The organism is Pseudomonas nunensis (assembly GCF_024296925.1).
Classification (GTDB): domain Bacteria; phylum Pseudomonadota; class Gammaproteobacteria; order Pseudomonadales; family Pseudomonadaceae; genus Aquipseudomonas; species Aquipseudomonas nunensis.
On the sequence record NZ_CP101125.1, the window covers coordinates 5,752,921 to 5,774,667 of the forward strand.

21 protein-coding genes and 1 pseudogene are annotated in these 21,747 nt (G+C 60.9%); 11 read left to right on the top strand and 11 right to left on the bottom strand.

Annotated features, from left to right (window positions below):
* Positions 1 to 124: 124 nt before the first annotated feature.
* The 11 genes and pseudogenes from ubiE to NK667_RS32910 all read left to right on the top strand — a co-directional run bounded on the left by ubiE (position 125) and on the right by NK667_RS32910 (position 8,312).
* The gene (gene ubiE / locus NK667_RS25245; protein WP_007948968.1) at positions 125 to 895 is read left to right on the top strand and encodes a bifunctional demethylmenaquinone methyltransferase/2-methoxy-6-polyprenyl-1,4-benzoquinol methylase UbiE; all 771 of its coding nucleotides are present in this window, start codon (positions 125 to 127) and stop codon (positions 893 to 895) included.
* Complete coding sequence (locus NK667_RS25250; protein ID WP_054054641.1) at positions 895 to 1,518, top strand: ubiquinone biosynthesis accessory factor UbiJ; 624 nt, start codon at positions 895 to 897, stop codon at positions 1,516 to 1,518. The genes ubiE and NK667_RS25250 overlap by 1 nt, the downstream gene beginning before the upstream one ends.
* Complete coding sequence (gene ubiB, locus NK667_RS25255) at positions 1,515 to 3,119, top strand: ubiquinone biosynthesis regulatory protein kinase UbiB (protein ID WP_054054643.1); 1,605 nt, start codon at positions 1,515 to 1,517, stop codon at positions 3,117 to 3,119. The genes NK667_RS25250 and ubiB overlap by 4 nt, the downstream gene beginning before the upstream one ends.
* A gap of 79 nt (positions 3,120 to 3,198) precedes the next feature.
* On the top strand, positions 3,199 to 3,600 hold the full coding sequence (hisI, locus tag NK667_RS25260; RefSeq protein ID WP_054616469.1) for a phosphoribosyl-AMP cyclohydrolase: 402 nt from the start codon (positions 3,199 to 3,201) through the stop codon (positions 3,598 to 3,600).
* Complete coding sequence (locus tag NK667_RS25265; protein ID WP_007899279.1) at positions 3,593 to 3,925, top strand: phosphoribosyl-ATP diphosphatase; 333 nt, start codon at positions 3,593 to 3,595, stop codon at positions 3,923 to 3,925. Before hisI ends, NK667_RS25265 begins: the two co-directional genes overlap by 8 nt.
* A 25-nt stretch (positions 3,926 to 3,950) precedes the next feature.
* A complete protein-coding gene (locus NK667_RS25270) occupies positions 3,951 to 4,229 on the top strand; it encodes a twin-arginine translocase TatA/TatE family subunit (protein ID WP_054054647.1) in 279 nt (92 codons plus the stop codon).
* Positions 4,230 to 4,239: 10 nt separating this feature from the next.
* Complete coding sequence (gene tatB / locus NK667_RS25275) at positions 4,240 to 4,692, top strand: Sec-independent protein translocase protein TatB (protein WP_054054648.1); 453 nt, start codon at positions 4,240 to 4,242, stop codon at positions 4,690 to 4,692.
* Positions 4,689 to 5,483 (top strand): twin-arginine translocase subunit TatC, encoded by a 795-nt coding sequence (gene tatC / locus NK667_RS25280; RefSeq protein WP_054054650.1) that lies wholly within the window; start codon positions 4,689 to 4,691, stop codon positions 5,481 to 5,483. Before tatB ends, tatC begins: the two co-directional genes overlap by 4 nt.
* Entirely contained in the window at positions 5,480 to 6,187 is a 708-nt protein-coding gene (locus tag NK667_RS25285; protein ID WP_054616470.1) for a 16S rRNA (uracil(1498)-N(3))-methyltransferase, read from the top strand. Before tatC ends, NK667_RS25285 begins: the two co-directional genes overlap by 4 nt.
* Positions 6,188 to 6,395: 208 nt before the next feature.
* A pseudogene (locus tag NK667_RS32905) lies at positions 6,396 to 7,454 on the top strand (methyl-accepting chemotaxis protein); the annotation flags it as partial.
* A gap of 144 nt (positions 7,455 to 7,598) precedes the next feature.
* On the top strand, positions 7,599 to 8,312 hold the full coding sequence (locus NK667_RS32910) for a methyl-accepting chemotaxis protein (RefSeq protein WP_413786162.1): 714 nt from the start codon (positions 7,599 to 7,601) through the stop codon (positions 8,310 to 8,312).
* A 126-nt stretch (positions 8,313 to 8,438) separates the two neighbouring features.
* Here the strand turns inward: NK667_RS32910 and NK667_RS25295 are convergent, their stop codons facing one another.
* The 11 genes from NK667_RS25295 to hutI all read right to left on the bottom strand — a co-directional run bounded on the left by NK667_RS25295 (position 8,439) and on the right by hutI (position 21,743).
* A complete protein-coding gene (locus NK667_RS25295; protein ID WP_054054656.1) occupies positions 8,439 to 9,173 on the bottom strand; it encodes an amino acid ABC transporter ATP-binding protein in 735 nt (244 codons plus the stop codon).
* Positions 9,166 to 10,125 (bottom strand): amino acid ABC transporter permease, encoded by a 960-nt coding sequence (locus tag NK667_RS25300; protein ID WP_054616472.1) that lies wholly within the window; start codon positions 10,123 to 10,125, stop codon positions 9,166 to 9,168. The genes NK667_RS25295 and NK667_RS25300 overlap by 8 nt, the downstream gene beginning before the upstream one ends.
* A 140-nt stretch (positions 10,126 to 10,265) precedes the next feature.
* The gene (locus tag NK667_RS25305) at positions 10,266 to 11,063 is read right to left on the bottom strand and encodes a transporter substrate-binding domain-containing protein (RefSeq protein ID WP_054616626.1); all 798 of its coding nucleotides are present in this window, start codon (positions 11,061 to 11,063) and stop codon (positions 10,266 to 10,268) included.
* 228 nt (positions 11,064 to 11,291) lie between these two features.
* A complete protein-coding gene (gene mdoH, locus NK667_RS25310; protein WP_054054659.1) occupies positions 11,292 to 13,862 on the bottom strand; it encodes a glucans biosynthesis glucosyltransferase MdoH in 2,571 nt (856 codons plus the stop codon).
* Positions 13,855 to 15,678: a glucan biosynthesis protein G gene (locus tag NK667_RS25315; protein ID WP_054054662.1), complete on the bottom strand. Its 1,824-nt coding sequence runs from the start codon at positions 15,676 to 15,678 to the stop codon at positions 13,855 to 13,857. Before NK667_RS25315 ends, mdoH begins: the two co-directional genes overlap by 8 nt.
* A gap of 276 nt (positions 15,679 to 15,954) precedes the next feature.
* Entirely contained in the window at positions 15,955 to 16,392 is a 438-nt protein-coding gene (dtd, locus tag NK667_RS25320; RefSeq protein ID WP_054054664.1) for a D-aminoacyl-tRNA deacylase, read from the bottom strand.
* Positions 16,389 to 17,360 (bottom strand): prolyl aminopeptidase, encoded by a 972-nt coding sequence (pip, locus tag NK667_RS25325; RefSeq protein ID WP_054054666.1) that lies wholly within the window; start codon positions 17,358 to 17,360, stop codon positions 16,389 to 16,391. Before pip ends, dtd begins: the two co-directional genes overlap by 4 nt.
* A gap of 104 nt (positions 17,361 to 17,464) precedes the next feature.
* Positions 17,465 to 18,382, bottom strand: coding sequence for an alpha/beta hydrolase (locus NK667_RS25330; protein WP_054616473.1), 918 nt, complete (start codon positions 18,380 to 18,382; stop codon positions 17,465 to 17,467).
* A gap of 144 nt (positions 18,383 to 18,526) precedes the next feature.
* Positions 18,527 to 19,483, bottom strand: coding sequence for a choline ABC transporter substrate-binding protein (locus NK667_RS25335; protein ID WP_054616474.1), 957 nt, complete (start codon positions 19,481 to 19,483; stop codon positions 18,527 to 18,529).
* Positions 19,484 to 19,723: 240 nt separating this feature from the next.
* Complete coding sequence (gene hutG, locus NK667_RS25340; protein ID WP_054616475.1) at positions 19,724 to 20,527, bottom strand: N-formylglutamate deformylase; 804 nt, start codon at positions 20,525 to 20,527, stop codon at positions 19,724 to 19,726.
* Between the two features lie 10 nt (positions 20,528 to 20,537).
* Positions 20,538 to 21,743, bottom strand: coding sequence for an imidazolonepropionase (hutI, locus tag NK667_RS25345; protein WP_054054674.1), 1,206 nt, complete (start codon positions 21,741 to 21,743; stop codon positions 20,538 to 20,540).
* Positions 21,744 to 21,747: the final 4 nt, after the last annotated feature.

Below are 21,747 nucleotides of genomic sequence, written 5' to 3' on the forward strand. Positions count from 1 at the left end.
GAAGCATCTTGACCGTCTCTGCGGCAAAACGTCCCGGCGGTTGCCTATCTTACCTTCAGTGTTGCCAAGACAAAGCAGGCCACCGGGATTAGAATGTCCCGCATTCTCTTCTGGTGACAGCGATATGACTGATCAGCGCAAAGGCAGCGATGCCGAACCCACCACTCACTTCGGTTTCAAAAACGTTCCGGAAAGCCAAAAAGCGGAAAAAGTCGCTGAGGTTTTCCACTCGGTAGCCGCCAAGTACGACTTGATGAACGACCTCCTGTCGGGCGGCATGCACCGTCTGTGGAAGCGTTTCGCGATCGAACTGTCGGGCGTTCGCACCGGTAACCGCGTGCTGGACATTGCCGGCGGTACCGGCGACCTGACCAAGAAGTTCTCGCACCTCGTCGGCCCGACCGGCCAAGTGGTGTTGGCCGACATCAACGAATCCATGCTCAAGGTCGGTCGCGACCGCCTGCTGGACCTCGGTGTGGCCGGCAATGTCGAATTCGTCCAGGCCGACGCGGAAAAGCTGCCGTTCCCGGACAACCACTTCGACTGCGTGACCATCGCTTTTGGTCTGCGCAATGTCACCCATAAAGAAGATGCACTGCGCTCGATGCTGCGTGTGCTGAAACCGGGCGGCCGTTTGCTGGTGCTGGAATTCTCCAAACCGACCAACGCGCTGATGTCCAAAGCCTACGACGCCTACTCGTTCGCCTTCATGCCGTTGATGGGCAAGCTGATCACCAACGACTCGGAAAGCTATCGCTACCTGGCCGAATCGATCCGCATGCACCCGAATCAGGAAACCCTGAAGTCGATGATGGTCGAGGCCGGTTTCGACCGCGTGACCTACCACAACATGACCGCAGGCATCGTCGCCCTGCACCGCGGCATCAAACCCTGATGTTGCTGGCCGGCCTGCTCGCCAGCGTTGAACTCGGTCTGAACCGGGTGCTGCGTCTCGACAGCACGGCGCTGCCGCGGCTGGCGCATTTGAGCGGCCGCGTGATTGCCGTCGATTGCCGCAGCCCGGCATTGCAGCTGTTCATCCTGCCCAGCGATGAAGGCCTGATGCTCGCTTCCCAGTGGGAAACCGGCGCCGATTGCACCTTGCGCGCACCGGCCTCGAGCCTGTTGAAACTGGCGCTGAGCAAGGACAAGACTTCGGTGCTGCACGGCCCGGAAGTCGAGCTCGATGGCGACAGCGGCGTGCTGCTGGAGCTGGCGGCGATCCTGCAAGACCTTGAGCTGGACTGGGAGTACGAACTCTCGCGCTGGCTCGGTCCGGTGGCCACGCAACTGGTCGGCGGTCACCTGCGCAGCCGCGCGCGTTTTTATCAGCAAGGGTTCGCCAGCCTGAACCAGAACCTTGGCGAATACCTGGCCGAAGAATCGCGCACCCTCGTCGGGCAGCGCGAAGCCGAAGCCCGTTTCAGTGAACTGGACCAGATCAAACTCGATCTGGAACGTCTCGAGGCGCGTTTCGAGCGCCTTTCCCGATCCCTCGACCCAAGCGATAACGCATGAAGCTGCTTGCCGTCCGCCGTTTGTTGCGCATCCAGCGCGTCGTGATCCGCTACCGCCTCGATGACCTGCTGTTCGCCCTGCCGCTGCCCTGGTTTCTGCTGGCGCTGCGCTATGCCTTGCCGTGGCGCTGGTTCCCGCGCAAGACCCTGGACCTGAGCCGTGGCGCGCGATTGCGCCTGGCCTTGCAGGACCTGGGGCCGATTTTCATCAAGTTCGGGCAAATCCTGTCCACCCGCCGCGACCTGCTGCCGGAGGACATCGCCGATGAGCTGATGAAACTGCAGGACCGGGTGCCGCCATTCGACTCGCAGGTGTCGATCAAACTGATCGAAGAGCAGCTCGGCAAAAAGATCAGCGAAGTGTTCAGCCGTTTCGACGTTGAACCGCTGGCCTCTGCCTCGGTGGCACAGGTGCATGCCGCGCAACTGAAAACCGGCGAAGAAGTCGTCGTCAAAGTGATCCGCCCCGGCCTGAAACCGATCATCGCCCAGGACCTCGCGTGGCTGTTCATCCTCGCCCGCGCCGCTGAAAAGCTTTCGGCCGATGCGCGTCTGCTGCACCCGGTGGACGTGGTCCAGGACTACGAAAAAACCATCTACGACGAACTCGACCTATTGCGCGAGGCGGCCAACGCCAGCCAGTTGAAGCGCAACTTCGAAGGTTCAGACCTACTTTACGTACCGCAAGTCTATTGGGACTGGTGCCGCCCGAAAGTGCTGGTGATGGAGCGCATCTACGGAATCCAGGTCACCGACCTCGCGACCCTGGCCGACCAGCGCACCGACATGAAAATGCTCGCCGAACGCGGCGTGGAAATCTTCTTCACCCAGGTGTTCCGCGACAGTTTCTTCCACGCCGACATGCACCCGGGCAACATCTTCGTCAGCACCGTCAACCCGTGGAGCCCGCAGTACATTGCGATCGACTGCGGCATCGTCGGCAGCCTGACGCCGGAAGACCAGGATTATCTGGCGCGCAACCTGTTCGCCTTCTTCAAGCGTGATTACCGGCGTGTGGCGCAACTGCACATCGATTCGGGCTGGGTGCCGGCGGAAACCAAACTCAACGAATTCGAAGCGGCGATTCGTACCGTTTGCGAGCCAATTTTCGAAAAACCGTTAAAAGATATTTCCTTCGGCCAGGTGCTGATGCGCCTGTTCCAGACCGCTCGACGCTTCAATATGGAAGTGCAGCCGCAACTCGTGCTGCTGCAGAAAACCCTGTTGAACATCGAAGGCCTCGGCCGTCAGCTGTACCCGGACCTGGATCTTTGGAACACCGCCCAGCCGTTCCTCGAACGCTGGATGCGCGAGCGCGTCAGCCCGAAAGCCTTGATCGGCAACGTGCAGAGCCAGTTCGAACAACTGCCGCACCTGGCCAACATGGCCCGTGACCTGCTGGAACGCATGTCCCAACCCCACGCCTATGACCCGCCGCCACCGTGGCATCGACGCAAGGACGACTGGTTCCTGCGCCTGCTCGGTTGCGCGCACCTGGGCGGTGGCGCGGTACTCGCCGCCGGTGGCCCGCTGAATGAACTGGGGCATTGGCCGGCCGGGATCATGATGATTGTCGGTTTGTATCTGGTCGTTCGCCGATAGCCAGAGCCATCGCACGCTGGCACACTGTTTGAACGCCTGCCCGACTAATGAAGTGTCGGGCCCGCTGTCGGAGTCGAAGATGAAAAACTGGCTGGACGAGATCAAGTGGGATGCTGACGGCCTGGTGCCGGCGATTGCCCAGGACCACAAGACCGGGCGCGTCCTGATGATGGCCTGGATGAACCGCGAAGCGCTGGAACTGAGCGCTGCCGAGAACCGCGCCATTTACTGGTCGCGTTCGCGTGGCAAGCTGTGGCGCAAGGGCGAAGAGTCCGGCCACGTACAGACCCTGCATGAGATGCGCCTGGACTGCGACGCCGACGTGATCATCCTGATGGTCGAGCAGATCGGCGACATCGCCTGCCATACCGGCCGCCAGAGCTGCTTCTACCGCGTCTTCGAGAACGGCGACTGGAAAACCGTCGACCCGATCCTGAAAGATCCGCACGCCATCTATTCCGCAGGACACACACATGAGTGACACTCTGACCCGTCTGGCTCAAGTGCTGGAAGAGCGCAAAGGCGCCGCTGCCGACAGCTCGTATGTCGCCAGCCTGTACCACAAGGGCTTGAACAAGATTCTGGAAAAAGTCGGCGAAGAGTCGGTCGAGACCATCATTGCCGCCAAGGACGCCGCGATCAGCGGTGACTGCAGCGACGTGATCTACGAGACCGCCGATTTGTGGTTCCACAGCATGGTCATGCTCGCCCAACTGGGGCAGCATCCACAGGCTGTGCTCGATGAACTGGACCGTCGCTTCGGTCTGTCCGGACACGCCGAGAAAGCCTCGCGTCCGTCCGCCTGAATAACTATTTGAGAGGAGCAGTAACATGGGCATTTTTGACTGGAAACACTGGATCGTCATCCTGGTTGTCGTGGTGCTGGTGTTCGGCACCAAGAAACTGAAAAACCTCGGCACTGACGTCGGCGAGTCGATCAAGGGCTTCCGCAAAGCCATGAACGATGATGAAAAACCGGCCGACCCGACCGTGACCCCGGCCCAACCGGTGCCACCGGCTCAACCAACCACGACCTCGCCACTGAACCAGCCGCACACCATCGACGTGCAGGCACAGAAAGTCGAAGAGCCGATCCGCAAAGACGTGTGAGCACTGACTAATGTTTGGTATCAGCTTCTCTGAACTGCTGCTCGTCGGCCTCGTTGCCCTGCTGGTGCTGGGCCCCGAGCGTTTGCCGGGCGCTGCGCGCACCGCCGGTCTGTGGATCGGGCGGCTGAAGCGCAGCTTCAACGCGATCAAACAGGAAGTTGAACGTGAAATCGGTGCCGACGAGATTCGTCGGCAACTGCACAACGAGCACATTCTGTCGCTGGAGCAGGAGGCGCGGAAGATCTTCACGCCGACCCAGCAGGAGCCCACGCCGGTGCCACCGGTTGAACCGGTGGCCGAGCCGACGATTCATGCGCCGGGCACCGAATCCGTGCCTACCATGGGTGGCGTCGAGCCCGCGCCTGTGATCCCCACGCCAACGCCCGTAGAACCTGTTGCGCCTGCCGCCGCGCCGACAACGCCGGCTCCTCACGACCCAACACTGCCGCCGCGAGCCCCATGAGCGAACTTCCTGAAAACGACCAGCACATGCCGCTGGTTTCGCACCTCACCGAGTTGCGTACCCGCCTGCTGCGCTGTGTAGCGGCGATTTTCATCATCTTCGCCGGGTTGTTCGCGTTCACCCAGCAGATCTACACGTTCGTCTCGACGCCCCTGCGGGCGTACCTGCCTGCCGGCGCGACGATGATCGCCACCGACGTTTCATCGCCGTTCCTGACGCCGCTGAAACTGACGATGATGGTTTCGCTGTTCCTGGCGATCCCGGTGATCCTGCACCAGATCTGGGGCTTCATCGCGCCGGGCCTGTACAAGCATGAGAAGCGCATCGCCGTGCCGCTGTTGATCTCCAGCATCATGCTGTTCTACACCGGCATGGCGTTCGCCTATTACCTGGTGTTCCCGCTGATCTTCAAATTCTTCGCCGCCGCCACCCCGGCCGGCGTGGAAATGATGACCGACATCACCAGCTACCTCGATTTCGTCATGACGCTGTTCTTCGCCTTCGGCGTGGCGTTCGAGATCCCGGTGGCCGTGGTGCTGCTGGTGTGGATCGGCGTGGTCGACGTCAAATACCTGAAGAAGATCCGCCCGTACGTGGTCATCGGCTGCTTCGTGGTCGGCATGATCCTGACCCCGCCGGACATCTTCTCCCAGACGCTGTTGGCCGTACCGATGTGGTTGCTGTTCGAGATCGGCATCCTGTTCGGTGGCCTGGTCAGCAAACGCGGCGAACACCCGGACGACCAGCCTGCTGACGATCACAACGACCAGCCGCCAGCGACCCAGCCGTGAACCTGCTGCTTCTCGAAGAAGCCGATTTCATTGCGGCAGACCGGGTGATCCTGCGTGATCGGCGGCTGACGCATATGCAGGAAGTTCACCGCTGCGAAGTCGGCGACAGCATGCGCGTTGGCCGGATCGGCGGGTTGATGGGCTCAGCCGAGGTGCTGCGCCTGGACGCCGGTGAAGCCGAATTGCGCGTCGTTCTGGATCAACCACCACCGACCAAGCTGCCACTGACCCTGGTGTTGGCCCTGCCACGCCCGAAAATGCTGCGTAGGGTTTTTCAGACCGTGGCCGCCATGGGTGTGCCGCGCATCGTGCTGGTGAACAGCTATCGCGTCGAGAAGAGCTTCTGGCAAACGCCATTCCTGGAGCCCGAAGCGATTCGCGAGCAATTGATCCTTGGGCTGGAGCAGGCCCGGGATAGCGTGTTGCCGGAAGTGGTCATCGAGAAACGCTTCAAGCCGTTTGTTGAAGACCGTTTGCCCGCAATTACTGAAGGCACACTCGGTCTGGTTGGCCATCCCGGCAACTACCCGCCCTGCCCCCGTGGCCTGGACGAACCGGTGACGCTGGCGATTGGCCCGGAAGGTGGCTGGATCCCTTACGAAATCGAATTGCTGGGCAAATCCGGTTTGCAGCCGGTGCAACTCGGCGATCGCATCCTGCGGGTCGAAACCGCCGTTACCGCCCTGCTCGCCCGCCTCTTCTAAAGCCAGACACAGAACCTTGTGGGAGCGGGCTTGCTCGCGAAAGCGGTGTGTCAGTCGACATCTCAGTCAACTGGCAGACTGCATTCGCGAGCAAGCCCGCTCCCACAGGAAATTTCGTCGTCCCGACCAACGTTTACGCCTACAGATCCCCATTTCTCAGCCGATAACATCCCCATAAAACCAAATTGTGGTTCAGGGGAGTAGCAGCATGCACCGTTGGCTAGCCGAGAAACTGGGAAACGTAAGTGTTAATCGCAAACTGGGTGTCGGCTTCGGTCTCGTCCTGCTCCTGACCCTATTGATTACCTTCACCGGCTGGACCGGCCTGACGGGTGTGATGAGCCGTGGCGACAAGCTCGGGTTCATCGCCAGCCTGAATGACCTGACCAAGGACTTGCGCCTGGCGCGCCTGGACTACGAAATGCGCCGTGGCGAGCAAGGCCCCGGGGCGGTCAACGACTTGCTGGGCCAACTCGACGCCGGCCTGCAAACCGCACGCAAGCTGATCGAACAACCCGCCGACATCGCGATGATCGACCAGCAACTGGCAGCGGTCAGCCAGTACAAGCAAGCCTTCATCGCCATGACCCAGGCCGGTGCCAATCGCGAAGACGCGCGCAGCAAACTCGGCGCCACCGCTGACAACGCCGTGGCCAAGGTATCGGAAGTGGAGAAGGCCCTGCTGCAAGGCGACAACGTCGTCCAGTTCAACAGCGTGGTCGACCTGAGCAAACTGATCCAGCAAGCGCGCTTCCAGGTACGCGGCTACACCTACAGTGCCAAGACCGAGGCCGAACAGCCTGCGCTGGACGCCATCGATAACGCCCTTAAAAACCTCGAAAGCCTGCCGGGCAAAGTGCCGGAACAGTTCGCCGCCAACCTGCAACAGGCCACCGAATCCCTCAAGGCTTATCGCGCCGCCGTCAGCCAGTACCGTGACTCCCAGGTGGCCAGCACCGCCGCCCTCAAGCGCATGACCGAACAGGGCGAGATCCTGGCCGACGTGAGCAAGAAGCTGACCGTGTCGCAAACCGTCGTGCGTGACACCGATGCAGCCCACGCCAAGAACCTGCTGCTGATGGCCAGCGTCCTCGCCCTGGCGTTTGGATTGCTCGCGGCCTGGGCGATCACCCGCCAGATCGTCATTCCCCTGAGCCAGACCCTTAAAGTGGCCGAGCGCGTGGCCGCGGGCGACCTGACTCACAACCTGATCTCCGAACGCCAGGACGAACTCGGCCAACTCCAGCGCGCCATGCAGAGCATGACCCTGGGCCTGCGCGAGTTGATCGGCGGCATCAGCGACGGCGTCACGCAGATCGCCAGCGCCGCCGAAGAACTGTCCGCAGTCACCGAGCAAACCAGCGCCGGGGTCAACAGCCAGAAGGTGGAAACCGACCAGGTCGCCACCGCCATGCACGAGATGACTGCCACCGTGCAGGAAGTCGCGCGTAACGCCGAAGAAGCGTCCGAAGCTGCGGTCGCCGCCGATCAACAGGCTCGAGAAGGTGACAAGGTTGTCGGTGAAGCCATCGCACAGATCGAGCGCCTGGCCGTCGAAGTCGGCAACTCCACCGTCGCCATGAGTGACCTGAAGCGCGAAAGCGACAAGATCGGCAGCGTGCTCGACGTGATCAAGTCCGTGGCGCAACAGACCAACCTGCTGGCACTCAACGCCGCCATCGAAGCCGCGCGTGCCGGTGAAGCCGGACGTGGTTTTGCGGTGGTCGCCGACGAAGTTCGCAGCCTGGCCCAACGCACCCAGAAGTCCACCGAAGAAATCGAAGAGCTGATCGTCGGCCTGCAAACCGGCACCCAGCAAGTCGCGACCATCATGGACAACAGCCGCAGCCTGACCGACAGCAGCGTCGAATTGACCCGCCGCGCCGGTGGCTCACTGGCAAGCATCACCCGCACGGTGTCGGCGATCCAGTCGATGAACCAGCAGATCGCCGCAGCGGCTGAGCAACAGAGTGCCGTGGCTGAAGAGATCAACCGCAGCGTGCTGAACGTGCGCGACGTGTCCGAGCAGACCTCGGCGGCGAGTGAAGAGACCGCGGCGTCCAGCGTTGAGCTGGCGCGGCTGGGCACGCATTTGCAGATGTTGGTGGGGCGGTTCAAGGTTTAAGACCGAGTCGGCCCATTCGCAGGCAAGCCTCGCTCCTACAGGGTTGTGTGTGCCGCGTAATTGCGTAACACCTCAAATCTGTAGGAGCGAGGCTTGCCCGCGAAGGCGTCAGGACGGACGCCGAAGCTACAAAACTTGCCGCAAAAACGCCTGCGCCCGAGGATCCTTCGGCGCATCGAAGAACTCGGCCGGCGAGGCGTCTTCCAGCAATTTGCCGTGATCGAAGAACAGCACCCGATCCGCCACTTCCCGGGCAAAGCCCATTTCGTGGGTGACGCAGACCATGGTCATGCCTTCCACGGCCAGGGTTTTCATCACGTCCAGCACTTCACCGACCATTTCCGGGTCCAGCGCCGAGGTCGGCTCATCGAACAACATGACCTTCGGCTCCATCGCCAGCGCCCGCGCGATGGCAACACGCTGTTGCTGGCCGCCGGACAAACGTGACGGAAACTCGTTGGCCTTCTGCGCGATACCGACCTTTTTCAGCAGTTCCATGGCCTTGGCCTCGCGCTCTTTCTTGCCGCGCTTGCGCACGACTTTCTGGGCCAGGCAGAGGTTTTCCAGCACGGTCATGTGCGGGAACAGGTTGAAGTGCTGGAACACCATGCCGACTTCCCGGCGATAGGCATTCACGTCGGTTTTCGGATCGGCCAGTTGCAAGCCGTCGATGCTCACAGAGCCCGAATCGAATTCTTCCAGGCCATTGAGGCAGCGCAGGAAGGTCGATTTGCCGGAGCCGGACGGGCCGATCACCACCAGCACTTCGCCCTTGGCCACGGTCGTGGACACGTTATCCACCGCGCGCACCACCTGGCCACGGGTGTCGAAGACTTTTACCAGATCGCGGACTTCAATCACTTTGCGCGAGCCTCCGCTCAAGCCGGCTGGCGATTTTCGACAGCGGCAGGTTGATCAACAGGTACAGCCCGGCCACGCAGAACAGGATTTCGAACGGCGAGAACGAAGTAGTGATGACTTCGCGGCCGCTTTTCAGCAGCTCGGTAATCGCGATCACCGACACCAGCGAGGTGTCTTTCACCAGACTGATGAACTGCCCGGCCAGCGGCGGCAGCACGCGTTTCAACGCTTGCGGCAGAACCACGTGGCGCATGGATTGGCCGGCGCTCAAACCCAGGGAGCGCGCCGCTTCGTTCTGGCCACGGGCAATCGACTGCACGCCGGAACGGATGATCTCCGCCACATAGGCGCCAGTGAACAGCGACAACGCGGCGATCCCGGCAAACTCCCGGGACAGATTCATCACGGTGCCGATGAAGAAGTAGAAAATGAAGATCTGCACCAGCAACGGCGTACCGCGCACCAGCTCGACGTAAATGGTCGAGAGGTCGCGCAAGGTCGGGTTGTTCGAGAGCCGGCACAGGCCGGTGGCCAGACCGATCAACAGCCCGAGCACGCCAGACACCACGGAGAGCCACAACGTGGTCCACAGGCCCCACAGCAGCGGTCCGGCGGCCCAATGCCGAGTGACACCGATCACGTCGCCTTCCGCCACATCATCGCCTTGAGTGACTTGCAGACTGTTTTCGTCGACGGTCAGGTGTTGTTCGTCGCCGGCGTCATTGCGCAGGGTGACTTCGGCCTTCTCGCCCTGGCGCACCAGTTCGCTGACCGTGGAGATGTCGGCGGCGCGCTGGGATTCTTCGGCGTGGTAGGCGAAGTATTGCGGCACACGGTTCCAGCGCCATTCGTAGGACATCAGCGAGGTGGCGTAATACAACGCGCCGGCCAGGCCTATGAGCACGAGCACGGTCAGGACGTGCCAGGGCAGTTGGGATTTTTTATGTTTCATTTGCGTTGGAGGTTCCGAATTCTGTGTCGCCGGGGAGGACGCCTTCGCGGGCAAGCCTCGCTCCTACACTGGAATGCGATTCTCTGTAGGAGCGAGGCTTGCCCGCGAATGAGGGCGACGCGGTCTATCTGACAGGGCCCTTATTCCATGTCCTTGAGCCAGGCGGTGTCTTTAAACCACTTGTCATGAATGCGGTCGTAGGTGCCGTCTTCGTGGATCTGGTGCAGGAAGTTGTTGATGAAGTTGATGCTGTCGTAATCGCCCTTCTTCAGGCCGAAGGCCAGCGGCTCGTAGGTGAACGGCTTGTCGAGGAACACCAGTTTGCCGGCGCCGACCTTGTTCACTGCCACAACGTTGTACGGAGCGTCGTAGATGAAGGCGTCGGCCTTGCCGTTGACCACGTCGAGCACGGCTTCCTGCTCGTTGTCATAGCCGTGGTACTTGGCTTTGGAGATCAGCTTCTTGGCGACCATCTCGCCGGTGGTGCCGAGTTTGGAGGTGATGCGGTAGTCGTCGGTGTTCAGGTCTTTATAGGACTTGATGGTGCCTTCCAGGTCCTTGCGGATCAGCAGAGTCTGGCCGACTACGATGAACGGTTCGCTGAAGTTCAGGCGCAGGTTGCGTTCCTGGGTCAGGGTCATGCCGCTGCCGATCATGTCGAACTTGTCGGTCATCAGGGCCGGGATGATGCCGTCGTAGCCAGTGGACACCAGCTCCAGCTTGACGCCCATGGCCTTGGTCATGGCCTTGAGGATGTCGACTTCGAAACCGATGATCTCGCCGCGCTTGTTGGTCATTTCGAAGGGCATGTAGGTCGGGTCCATGCCGACTTTCAGCGTGCCACGCTTGACCGCGTCATCAATGGCGCCGGCCTGCGCCGCGTTGACTGCAACCAATGCCGTGACGCCGACCAGCAGCATCGACAGATACTTCTTCATCTTCAAGCCCCCAAAACCATTGCGTTGTGAGGCGCGCAATCGACGATTTTCCTTGGAAAACCGACAGATACGAACAGAAAGCTGCCCGGGCGCACCAATTCGGGGACGGATGCTAACGCACTGGGTTGTTTGCACAAGGGTTTACGGAGGAATTTGATCGTCCCACGCTCCGCGTGGGACGATCGGCCACCCCACAAACAAAAAACCCCGCTTTCGCGGGGTTTTTCGTTATGCCAACTGAGGCTGTGCGCTCAGTGGCTTGAGCGGTAGCAGTGGCGCATGCGGATCGGCTTTCACCGATTGTCGCCAGGCGTCCAGCCACTCGGCGTGGCCTTCGCTCCAGACTTGCTCATGCAGGCGACCCAATGCTACCGGGTCACTCAGCAATTGCAGGCGCTCATGGTTGTTCAGCCCGGCAGGCCCGACCTTCAACGCATGACGAACCCGCTCCACACGCAACCACTCGATCGGCTCGGCCTGACCGTGACGGGACGTCGCCAGCGAGCACGCCAGGGCGTTCTGCTGTGGATCGACCACGGCGCGGATGAAGCCGTCTTTCAACTGGTGATAACGGTTTTCGTGGGTGTATTGATCAGTAGCCAGCAGCGCTTGTGGCGGATTGTATTCCTCAGGGATCAGGAACAGGCTCTCGTCACGGGACTTCAGGCCCAGGCCGACACGGCTGGAGATCACCGACACCGGGATCGACAGCATCAGCGAACCGACGATCGGCACCAGCCACCAGAGGAAACTCGGGTTCAGCCAGATAACCAGCAGGGCCCAGAAGAAGCCCAGCAAGGTTTGCGGACCGTGGCGCTTGACCGCTTCGCTCCATGGCGTGGAGTCGTCGTCACGTTGCGGCGAGTTCCACGTCGCGGCCCAGCCGAGGAACGCGGCGAGTACGAAACGGGTGTGGAAAATCATCCGCACCGGCGCCAGCAGCATGGAGAACAGCATCTCCAGCAGCATCGAGAACGTCACCTTGAACTTGCCACCGAACTCTTTCGCGCCCTTGGCCCAGATCAGGATGATGCTCAACAGTTTCGGCAGGAACAGCAGCACGATGGTCGTCGAGAACAACGCCACGGCCTTGTCCGGATGCCATTGCGGCCACAGCGGATACAGCTGTCGCGGCTCCATGAAGTACTGCGGCTCCATCAACGTGTTCACCGCCAGCAACGCCGTCGACAACACGAGGAAGAAGAACCACAACGGCGCCGACAGGTAAGACATCACGCCGGTCAGGAACACCGCACGGTGTACCGGGTGCATGCCCTTGACCAGGAACAGGCGGAAGTTCATCAGGTTACCGTGGCACCAGCGACGGTCACGCTTGAGTTCGTCCAGCAGGTTCGGCGGCAGTTCTTCGTAGCTGCCTGGCAAGTCGTAGGCAATCCACACGCCCCAGCCGGCACGGCGCATCAGCGCAGCTTCGACGAAGTCGTGGGACAGAATCGCACCGGCAAACGCACCTTTACCCGGCAACGGCGCCAAGGCGCAGTGCTCGATAAACGGCTTCATGCGGATGATCGCGTTGTGGCCCCAGTAGTGGGATTCGCCCAACTGCCAGAAGTGCAAACCGGCGGTGAACAGCGGACCGTACACACGGGTCGCAAACTGCTGCATGCGCGCATAAAGGGTGTCCATGCCCGACGCACGTGGCGCGGTCTGGATGATCCCGGCGTCCGGCGTGGCTTCCATCAAGCGCACCAGACTGGTCAGGCATTCGCCGCTCATCACGGAGTCCGCGTCGAGCACGACCATGTACTTGTAATCACCGCCCCAACGACGGCAGAAGTCGTCGAGGTTGCCGCTTTTACGTTTGACGCGACGGCGACGGCGGCGATAGAAGATCTTGCCAAAGCCCTTGGCTTCGCGACAGACGTCCAGCCAGGCCTGTTGCTCGGCCACGCAGATATCGGTTTCGTTACTGTCGCTGAGGACGAAGAAGTCGAAACGGTCCAAATCACCCGTGGCCGCAACCGACTCGAAAGTCGCCCGCAGACCGGCAAATACACGCGGCACGTCTTCGTTGCAGATCGGCATCACCAGTGCGGTACGTGCGTCCTTGGCAATCGGTTCGTTACCGGCGCTTTTACCGGAGATACGGTATTTATCGTGACCGGTGAGCAACTCGAGGAAGCCCATCAGTGCGGTCCAGAAACCGGCCGACACCCAGCAGAACAGAATCCCGAACAGAATCAGGATGCTGGTTTGCAGCGCATACGGCAGCACTTGCGTAGCAGTTTGCAGCAGCGGTTGATGCAGCACTTCGTTCAGGTCGACGAACGACCAGCCCTGGTACGGCATGATGCCTTTCATGTACCAGCCAGCCACGATGGTCTGGCCGAGCATCAGCACCAGCAGAATGTAGCGACGGATCGAACCGACGGTGCGCCAGCGAGCTGCCGGCAACACACGTTCATCCTTCGGCGGCGCCGGCGGATTGGTGCGACCGGTCATCCGGCGCCAGCCACGCACCAGAATATTGGTGCGCCACGGCTCCGGCACGACTTTGGTCCGGCGAATCGGCGGGGTCGCTTTCAGTACGACACGACCGCTGGCGTCAACCGCCAGCATCTCCGCTTCTTCCAGCTCTTCGGCACTGTTGAGGAGCAGGCGCTTGCCCACCGAGGCTTGCACAGCCTCGGTCGGCGCGTCGAATGTCGAGGACGAAAGACGCTGGTGCAGTTCACTGAAGGACTGGCAGCCCGCGAGTTCCGCGCGCTGCTCGTCGGTCATCGGTAAATGCGCCAGATACTCCGACAGAGTCTCTGGCTTTACTTGAGAATTACTCATCGGCAGGCAACTGGTAGCTCCAGGTTTCGGTCAGGACTTCTTCAGTCGCCGCCGAATCCGGTGTGGCTGGGGCCGCGTCCGCAGCAGCAGGCTGCTTGGCGTCTTTGTTGTCCTTGTCCTTGGTATCGGCAACCGGCTTGGCATCGGCCTGTTTGGCGTCAGCCTGCTTGGCGTCCTTGGCTTCCTTGTCCGCTTTCTCCTGTTGCTTGGCGGCGACTTTGTCGGCCTTGGCAACGGAAGAATTGGAGGCTGGAATCGAAGACTTGGCCAGATCTTCAGGCACGATTTTCTCGACCAGGGATGCACGCATCTCGGTGGCCTTGCTCGCGTCTTTGATCTTCATGCGCAGCGTCAGGCGCCAGCCCTTGGTTTCAGGGTTGTAGCGCACGGTGTTCTCGACCAGTTCGGCATTGTCGCCAACGCTGACCTGGCTGCGCACATCGGCAGTTTCCGGCAAAGCGGCCAGGGACGGACCTTCGAAGTCCACCAGATAGGCAACGGTGCCGTCCGGCTGACGGATCAGGTTCGACTGTTTCACGTCGCCAGTGGAACGCAGGGTCTGTTTGACCCAAGCGCTGTCTGGAGCGTGGATAGCTGCTTCGTCGATGGTCCAGTGCATGCGATAGGCGACGTCAAGCGGTTGGCCTGGCTCCGGCAGTTTTTCCGGGCTCCAGAAAGCAACGATGTTGTCGTTGGTTTCGTCGGCGGTCGGAATTTCCACCAGGTCTACAGAACCCTTGCCCCAATCGCCTTTTGGCTCGATCCAGGCACTTGGGCGCTTGTCGTAGCGGTCGTCGAGGTCTTCGTAGTGGCTGAAGTCACGGCCACGTTGCAGCAAGCCGAAGCCACGCGGGTTCTCGATGGCGAAGTTGCTTACCGCCAAGTGTTTCGGGTTGTTCAATGGACGCCAGATCCACTCGCCGTTGCCGGCATGGATCGACAGACCGCTGGAGTCGTGCAGCTCGCGGCGATAGTTCAGCACTTTGGAAGGCTGGTTCGCGCCGAACAGGAACATGCTGGTCAACGGCGCAACGCCGAGCTTGGTGACCTTGTCACGCAGGAACATGCGGGCTTTAACGTCAACTACGGTGTCGCTGCCTGGACGCAGGGTCAGGCGATAGGCACCGGTGGCACGCGGCGAATCCAGCAGCGCGAAAATCACCAGGTGCTTGTCACCCGGTTTTGGCTGTTGAATCCAGAACTCGGTGAAACGCGGGAATTCTTCGCCGGACGGCAATGCGGTATCGATGGCCATGCCGCGAGCGGACAAGCCATAGGTGTGACCCTTGCCGACAACGCGGAAATAACTCGCGCCGAGCATGGTCATGATTTCGTCTTGCTTGTCAGCCTTGTTGATCGGGTACAGCACACGGAAACCGGCATAACCCAGTTGTTCGGTGGCTTTAGGATCGAACTTGACGTCGCCGAAATCGAAACGACTTGGGTCGTATTTGATCTCTTCGACGTTGTTGGCCGTGATTTCGTTGATTTTCACCGGGGTGTCGAAGTGCATGCCCTGGTGATAGAACGAAAGCTTGAACGGGGTTTTCTGATCGGCCCACTCGGCTTTTTCAGTGCGGAAACGAATTTTCTGATAATCCGCGAATTTCATTTCGCGGAATTCGTTCGGCAGGTTACTGCGCGGGGCTTCGAATTTCTGCCCGGCCAGCTCTTTCGCCTTGACCGACACATCATCCAGGTTGAATGCCCAAAGCTGGCCGGCGCTGAGCAGACACAGCAGTGCAGAGCCCGCTACCAGAGCGCTTCGGAACCGTTGGGCAGACAATTTTGGTGCATTACAGGGACTAACAATCACGAGCAACCCTCGCCGAAAACAGATCAAAAAACCAACGGCCAGCTATCTATATGCCAGGTTGGCGAGCATTGTTCCGACTCCTCTGGGGCTAAATGATTCCCCAACAGGTTCCGGGCAAGTCTCTACCTAAGTCAAAATGGGCCAACGAACGCTGATCCCCGTAGCGCGCGATTATCTAGTAGGCCGCGTTACAACGCATCAGGGGTAACAAAGTATTTATCGCGAAAAACCCCTGTTTTCAGTCGAAATGCCCTTAAAAACATGTTTCAGGGGCTTTCAGGTCTGTAACAGGAAGGTTACCGGGCCATCATTGACCAGGTGCACCTGCATATCCGCGCCGAATCTACCTGATGCCACAGTGCCATGCACCTCTTTCGCTCTGCCTAATAGATAGTCGAAAAGTTCTTCACCGAGGGCCGGAGGCGCCGCCGTCGAAAAACTCGGGCGCAACCCGCTCTTGGTGTCCGCCGCCAGGGTGAACTGCGAGACCAACAGCAGGCCACCACCGACATCCGCCAGGGACAGATTCATCTTGCCTTCTGTATCACTGAATACACGATAGTTAAGCAGTTTATGCAGAAGTTTGTCGGCGCTGGCCCGAGTGTCCTCGGGCTCGACCGCCACCAGAACCAGCAAACCCTGGTCCACCGCGCCAACCACCTCCCCCGCTACCTCGACTCGCGCGCCACGCACGCGTTGCAGCAGGCCCTTCATGCTTCTTCAGGCGGCAGATCAAGCAAGCGCCGGGCCATCTGACCAGCGGCACGCACCAAGGCATCGGTGATACCCGGTTCGGACGCCGCGTGGCCGGCATCGCGGATCACCTGCAGCTCGCTGTTCGGCCAGGCTTGATGCAATTCCCAGGCATTGTCCAACGGGCAGATCACGTCGTAACGGCCATGCACGATCACGCCGGGCAAATGGGCGATCTTGCCCATGTCGCGAATCAGCTGGTTCGGTTCAAGGAACGCATTGTTGGTGAAGTAGTGACATTCGATCCGGGCGATCGACAGCGCGCGCTGCGGCTCGGAGAAACGATCGACCACCAGCGGATTCGGGCGCAGGGTCGCGGTCCGGCCTTCCCAAGTGGACCAGGCCTTGGCCGCGTGCATCTGAGCGATCTGATCGTTGCCGGTCAGGCGCTTGTGGAAAGCCGTGAGCAAGTCGCCGCGCTCGTCCAGCGGGATCGGCGCGATGTAGTCCTGCCAGTAGTCGGGAAACAGACGACTGGCGCCGGCCTGATAGAACCACTCGATTTCCTGCGGACGGCAAAGAAAAATCCCGCGCAGGATCAGACCGTGCACACGCTCCGGGTGGGTTTGCGCGTAGGCCAAGGCCAGGGTCGAACCCCAGGAGCCGCCAAACAGCACCCATTTTTCGATGTTCAGGTGTTTGCGGATCCGCTCAAGGTCGGCGACCAGATCCCAGGTGGTGTTGTTTTCAAGATTGGCGTGGGGCGTGGAGCGACCGCAACCGCGCTGGTCGAAGGTGACAATGCGATACAGGTTGGGATCGAAGTACCGACGGCTCTGTGCATCACACCCGGCGCCGGGGCCGCCGTGGATGAACACCACCGGCAAACCTTCCGGTGAACCGCTTTCGTCGACATACAGCGTGTGGGTTTTATCGACGGCCAGATCGTGCCGGGCGTAGGGTTTGATCTGCGGGTACAAAGTCTGCATTGCACGCTCCGTAAGGGGTCGAGGTCATCCCTGGGGGGACTTCAATTATTCTGCCGTCCGGCATCATAAACCCGAATTACGTCAATGAGCATGCACTTGCAACGTCAGAGTCTGTCAGCCAGAAACCCGAGCAGGTTTTCATAGAGCCGGTCGACCTCCGCGACCTGCCTGCGGCCGCGTAAACAGCCGTGAACCAGCCCTTCGCCGTAGTACAACTTCGCGCTCACGCCAGCGGCGTTGAGTTGCTCGGCATAGCGCACACCGTCGTCGCGCAACGGGTCGAATTGCGCCACGGCGATCAGTGCGGGGGGCAAACTGATGAAATCGTCGGCGAGCAATGGCATGGCATAGGCGCTCGATTGTCCGGCACCACGCAAATAGAGCGCGTGATAACAATCCACATCGCTGCTGCTGAGTAACGGCGCGTCGGCGCATTCGCTGCGCGACGGTGAGTGGTGATCGCCGCCCAGCCCCGGATAAATCAGCACTTGAGCGCAGGGCATCGGCTCGCCCGTATCGCGCAAGGCCAGGCATAACGCGGCGGCCAGGTTGCCGCCGGCGCTGTCCCCGGCGACCAGCATCCGCTCCGGATCAAACCAGAACGGTCCCGAGCGCAAGGCGCGCCAGACTTTCAGGCAATCTTCAAAACCTGCCGGGAATGGATGCTCGGGCGCCAGCCGATAATCCACGGCCACCACCATCGTCCCCAGTTCCGAAGCCAGTTCCGCGCAGATGAAGTCATGGGAGTCCAGATCCCCGACCACCCAGCCGCCACCGTGCAGATACAAAATGCACGGCCAGCCGCTGGTCGGTGGCGTCACCGGCGGTCGATAGGAGCGAACCGCCACACCCGCCAGCGTGAAGTCGGTGACCTCCAGCCCAGCAGGACGCGGCGGGGTAAACGCCCGGCACATCGTGCTGTAAGCCTGGCGCAACCCGATGAGGCTGCTGTCGGTGCTGTTGAAGCCGAGGGTTTTCTCGACGAAGGCCGACATTTGGTCAGAGAGGGGGTAAGTGGACATGAGCCTGCCGCCAATTCTTCAAGGGTTTGAGATAACCCTGTGGGAGCGGGCTTGCTCGCGAAGGCGTCGTGTCAGTCGATACAACTGTTGCCTGACACCCCGACTTCGCGAGCAAGCCCGCTCCCACAGGTTCTTCATTCCAAGTCAGTTTTTCAGGCTGGCCTGCACGGTCGCCACGCCATCCTTGCCATCAAAACTGCTGACACCGGCCAACCAGCGCTGAAGGTCTTGCGGATGATCACGCAGCCAGGCCTTGGCAACGTCCTGAGGCGTTTTGCGCTCCATGATCGGCACCATCAACTGGCTTTCCTGGGACGCGGTAAACGTCAGGTTTTGCAGCAGGCGATTCACGTTCGGGCAGCGTTCGGCGTAGTCCGGGGCGGTCACCGTGGAGACAGTCGCGGCACCTTCGTTCGGGCCGTACACATCTTCACTGCCGGTCAGGTAGGCGATTTTCATGTTGATGTTCATCGGGTGCGGGGTCCAGCCGACGAACACTACGAACTCCTTGCGATTCACCGCCCGTTGCACGGCGGCGAGCATGCCGGCCTCACCGGACTCGATCAGTTTGAAATCCTTCAGGCCGAAGTGGTTGGTCTCGATCATGGTCTTGATGGTGGTGTTGGCGCCGCTGCCCGGCTCGATGCCATAGATCTTGCCGCCGAGCTGATCCTTGAACTTGGTGATATCGGCGAAGGTTTTCAGCCCGGCCGCAGCCACGTAGTCAGGTACGGCGAGGGTGGCCTGGGCGTCGGCCAGGCTCGGTTTGTCCATGACCTTGACTTGATTGGCGGCGACGAACGGGGCGATGTTCTTGTCCATCGCCGGTTTCCAGTAACCGAGGAAAATATCGAGGCGCTTGTCGCGGATGCCGGCGAAGATGATCTGCTGCACGGCGCTGGTTTGTTTGCTTTCGTAGCCCAGGCCATTGAGCAACACATCGGCCATGCCGCTGGTGGCGATCACGTCGGTCCAGTTGACCACGCCCATGCGCACGGCTTTGCAGGAAGGGTCTTCACTGGCCAGGACGCTGGTGCTCAAAAGAGCGGAGCCGCAGAGGATGGAGAGACAGCGGGTGAACAAACCTTTGGTGCTTGTCATGGAGGGCGTTCTCGTGCGGCAGATTATTGTCGGGGCCGGTGTCTTCACGCACCGTGCCCGGAACATTACGCAGCGTCGAGAAGGTAAAAGCGAACTGTAGCGACCGAGATTTGCACGGTGGCGACTTGCTGGCACAGCGCCGTACCTGTGGGAGCGGGCTTGCTCGCGAAAGCGGTGTGTCATTCCACGCTGATGGCGACTGACACGGCCTCTTCGCGAGCAAGCCCGATCCCACAAGGGTTATGCGTTGTAGTGCTTTTGGCCCCACGCCAACAGCCCTTGCAACAACTCCTTGAGCACCACTTGCGTCGGCGCCGCCAGATCAGGCCGATAACGGAACGGCTCAAACTCTTCCATGTACGTGCACTGCCCCAGCTCCAGCTGCACCGCGTGGATGTTTTCGGCCGGGTTGCCGTAATGCCGGGTGATGTGGCCGCCCTTGAAGCGGCCGTTCAGCACGTGGCTGTAATCGGTGTGTTTCGCGCAGATGGCTTCCAGTTGCGTGGCCAACTGAGGATCGCAACTGGCGCCGTTGAAGGTGCCGAGGTTGAAGTCCGGCAGTTTGCCGTCGAACAGGTGCGGGATGATGGAGCGGATCGAGTGCGCATCGAACAACAGCGCGTAGCCGAATTCGGCTTTGAGTCGCGCCAGCTCGTTCTGCAACGTGCTGTGATACGGCGTCCAGATTTGCTCCAGATAGGTCGCGCGCTCGGCTGCTGACGGTTCCATGCCCTCGCGAAACAACGGAATGCCGTCGAACAGGATCGATGGGTACAGACCGGTGGTGGCGCCGACGTACATCGGTTTGTCGTCGGACGGTCGGTTCAGGTCGATGACAAACCGCGAGTACTCGGCGGCCAGGGTGCTGGCGCCCAGTTCTGCGGCAAATTCGTAAAGCTGCGGAATGTGCCAATCGGTATCGGGCAAGCTGCGTGCGTCGGGGATCAACCCGGCCTCGACCGCCGGGGTCAGGCGCAGACCGGCGTGGGGCATGCTGATCAGCAGCGGCACGCGGCCTTGTTTGAAGTTCAGAACCTTATCCACAACCGTTCTCCTAAACGCTAATTTCGACGCCGTGACGCACGACGCGTTTTTCCAGGTCACCGCCCAGCCAGTACGACAAGTCGGCGGGACGATCGATTTGCCAGGCCACAAAGTCTGCGACCTTGCCGACTTCCAGCGAACCGTGAGTCTCGGCCATGCCCAGTGCGGTGGCGGCATGAATCGTCGCGCCGGCCAGGGCTTCTTCCGGGGTCATGCGGAAACAGGTGCAGGCCATGTTCAGCATCAGGCGCAGCGACAGCGCCGGCGAAGTGCCGGGGTTGAGGTCGCTGGCGATGGCGATTTTCACGCCGTGTTTGCGCAAGGCGTCCATCGGCGGCAATTGGGTTTCGCGCAGGAAATAGAACGCCCCCGGCAGCAACACCGCGACGGTGCCGGACGCGGCCATGGCGATGGCGTCGTCTTCGTCCATGAATTCCAGGTGATCGGCGGACAGCGCGTGGTAACGCGCGGCCAGGCTCGAACCGTGGAGGGACGACAACTGCTCGGCATGCAGCTTCACCGGCAAACCGAGTTCCTGTGCGGTGATGAAGACGCGCTCGACTTGTGCCGGCGAGAACGCCAGGTATTCGCAGAACGCATCTACCGCATCCACTAGCCCTTCGGCCGCCAGGGCCGGGAGCATTTCAGCGCAGATGTGATCGATGTAGTCGTCGGCGCGATCCTTGTATTCCGGCGGCAAGGCGTGGGCCGCCAGGCATGTGCTGCGCACGCTGACCGGCAGCTCGGCGCCGAGGCGACGGATGACCCGCAGGATCTTGCGTTCGCTGGCCAGGTCCAGGCCGTAGCCGGATTTCATCTCGACCGTGGTTACGCCGTCGCGCAGGAGGCTTTTCAGGCGCTTGGCGGCGCTGGCGAACAGTTCGTCTTCACTGGCGGCGCGGGTGGCGCGCACGGTGCTGGCGATGCCGCCACCGGCCGCGGCGATTTCCGAATAGCTGACGCCTTGCAGGCGCTGCTCGAATTCACCGCTGCGGTTACCGCCGAACACCGTATGTGTGTGGCAGTCGATCAGGCCCGGGGTAACCCAGGCCCCTTTCAAATCGTTGACCGCCGGGTATTCACCGGACGGCAGTTCAGCACGTGGGCCGATCCACTCAATGTGCGCACCGGACGTCACGATGGCCGCATCCTCGATGATCGAGTAGACGCCTTGCGCCATGGTTGCGACGTGGCAGTGTTGCCAGAGAGTTTTCATCCCT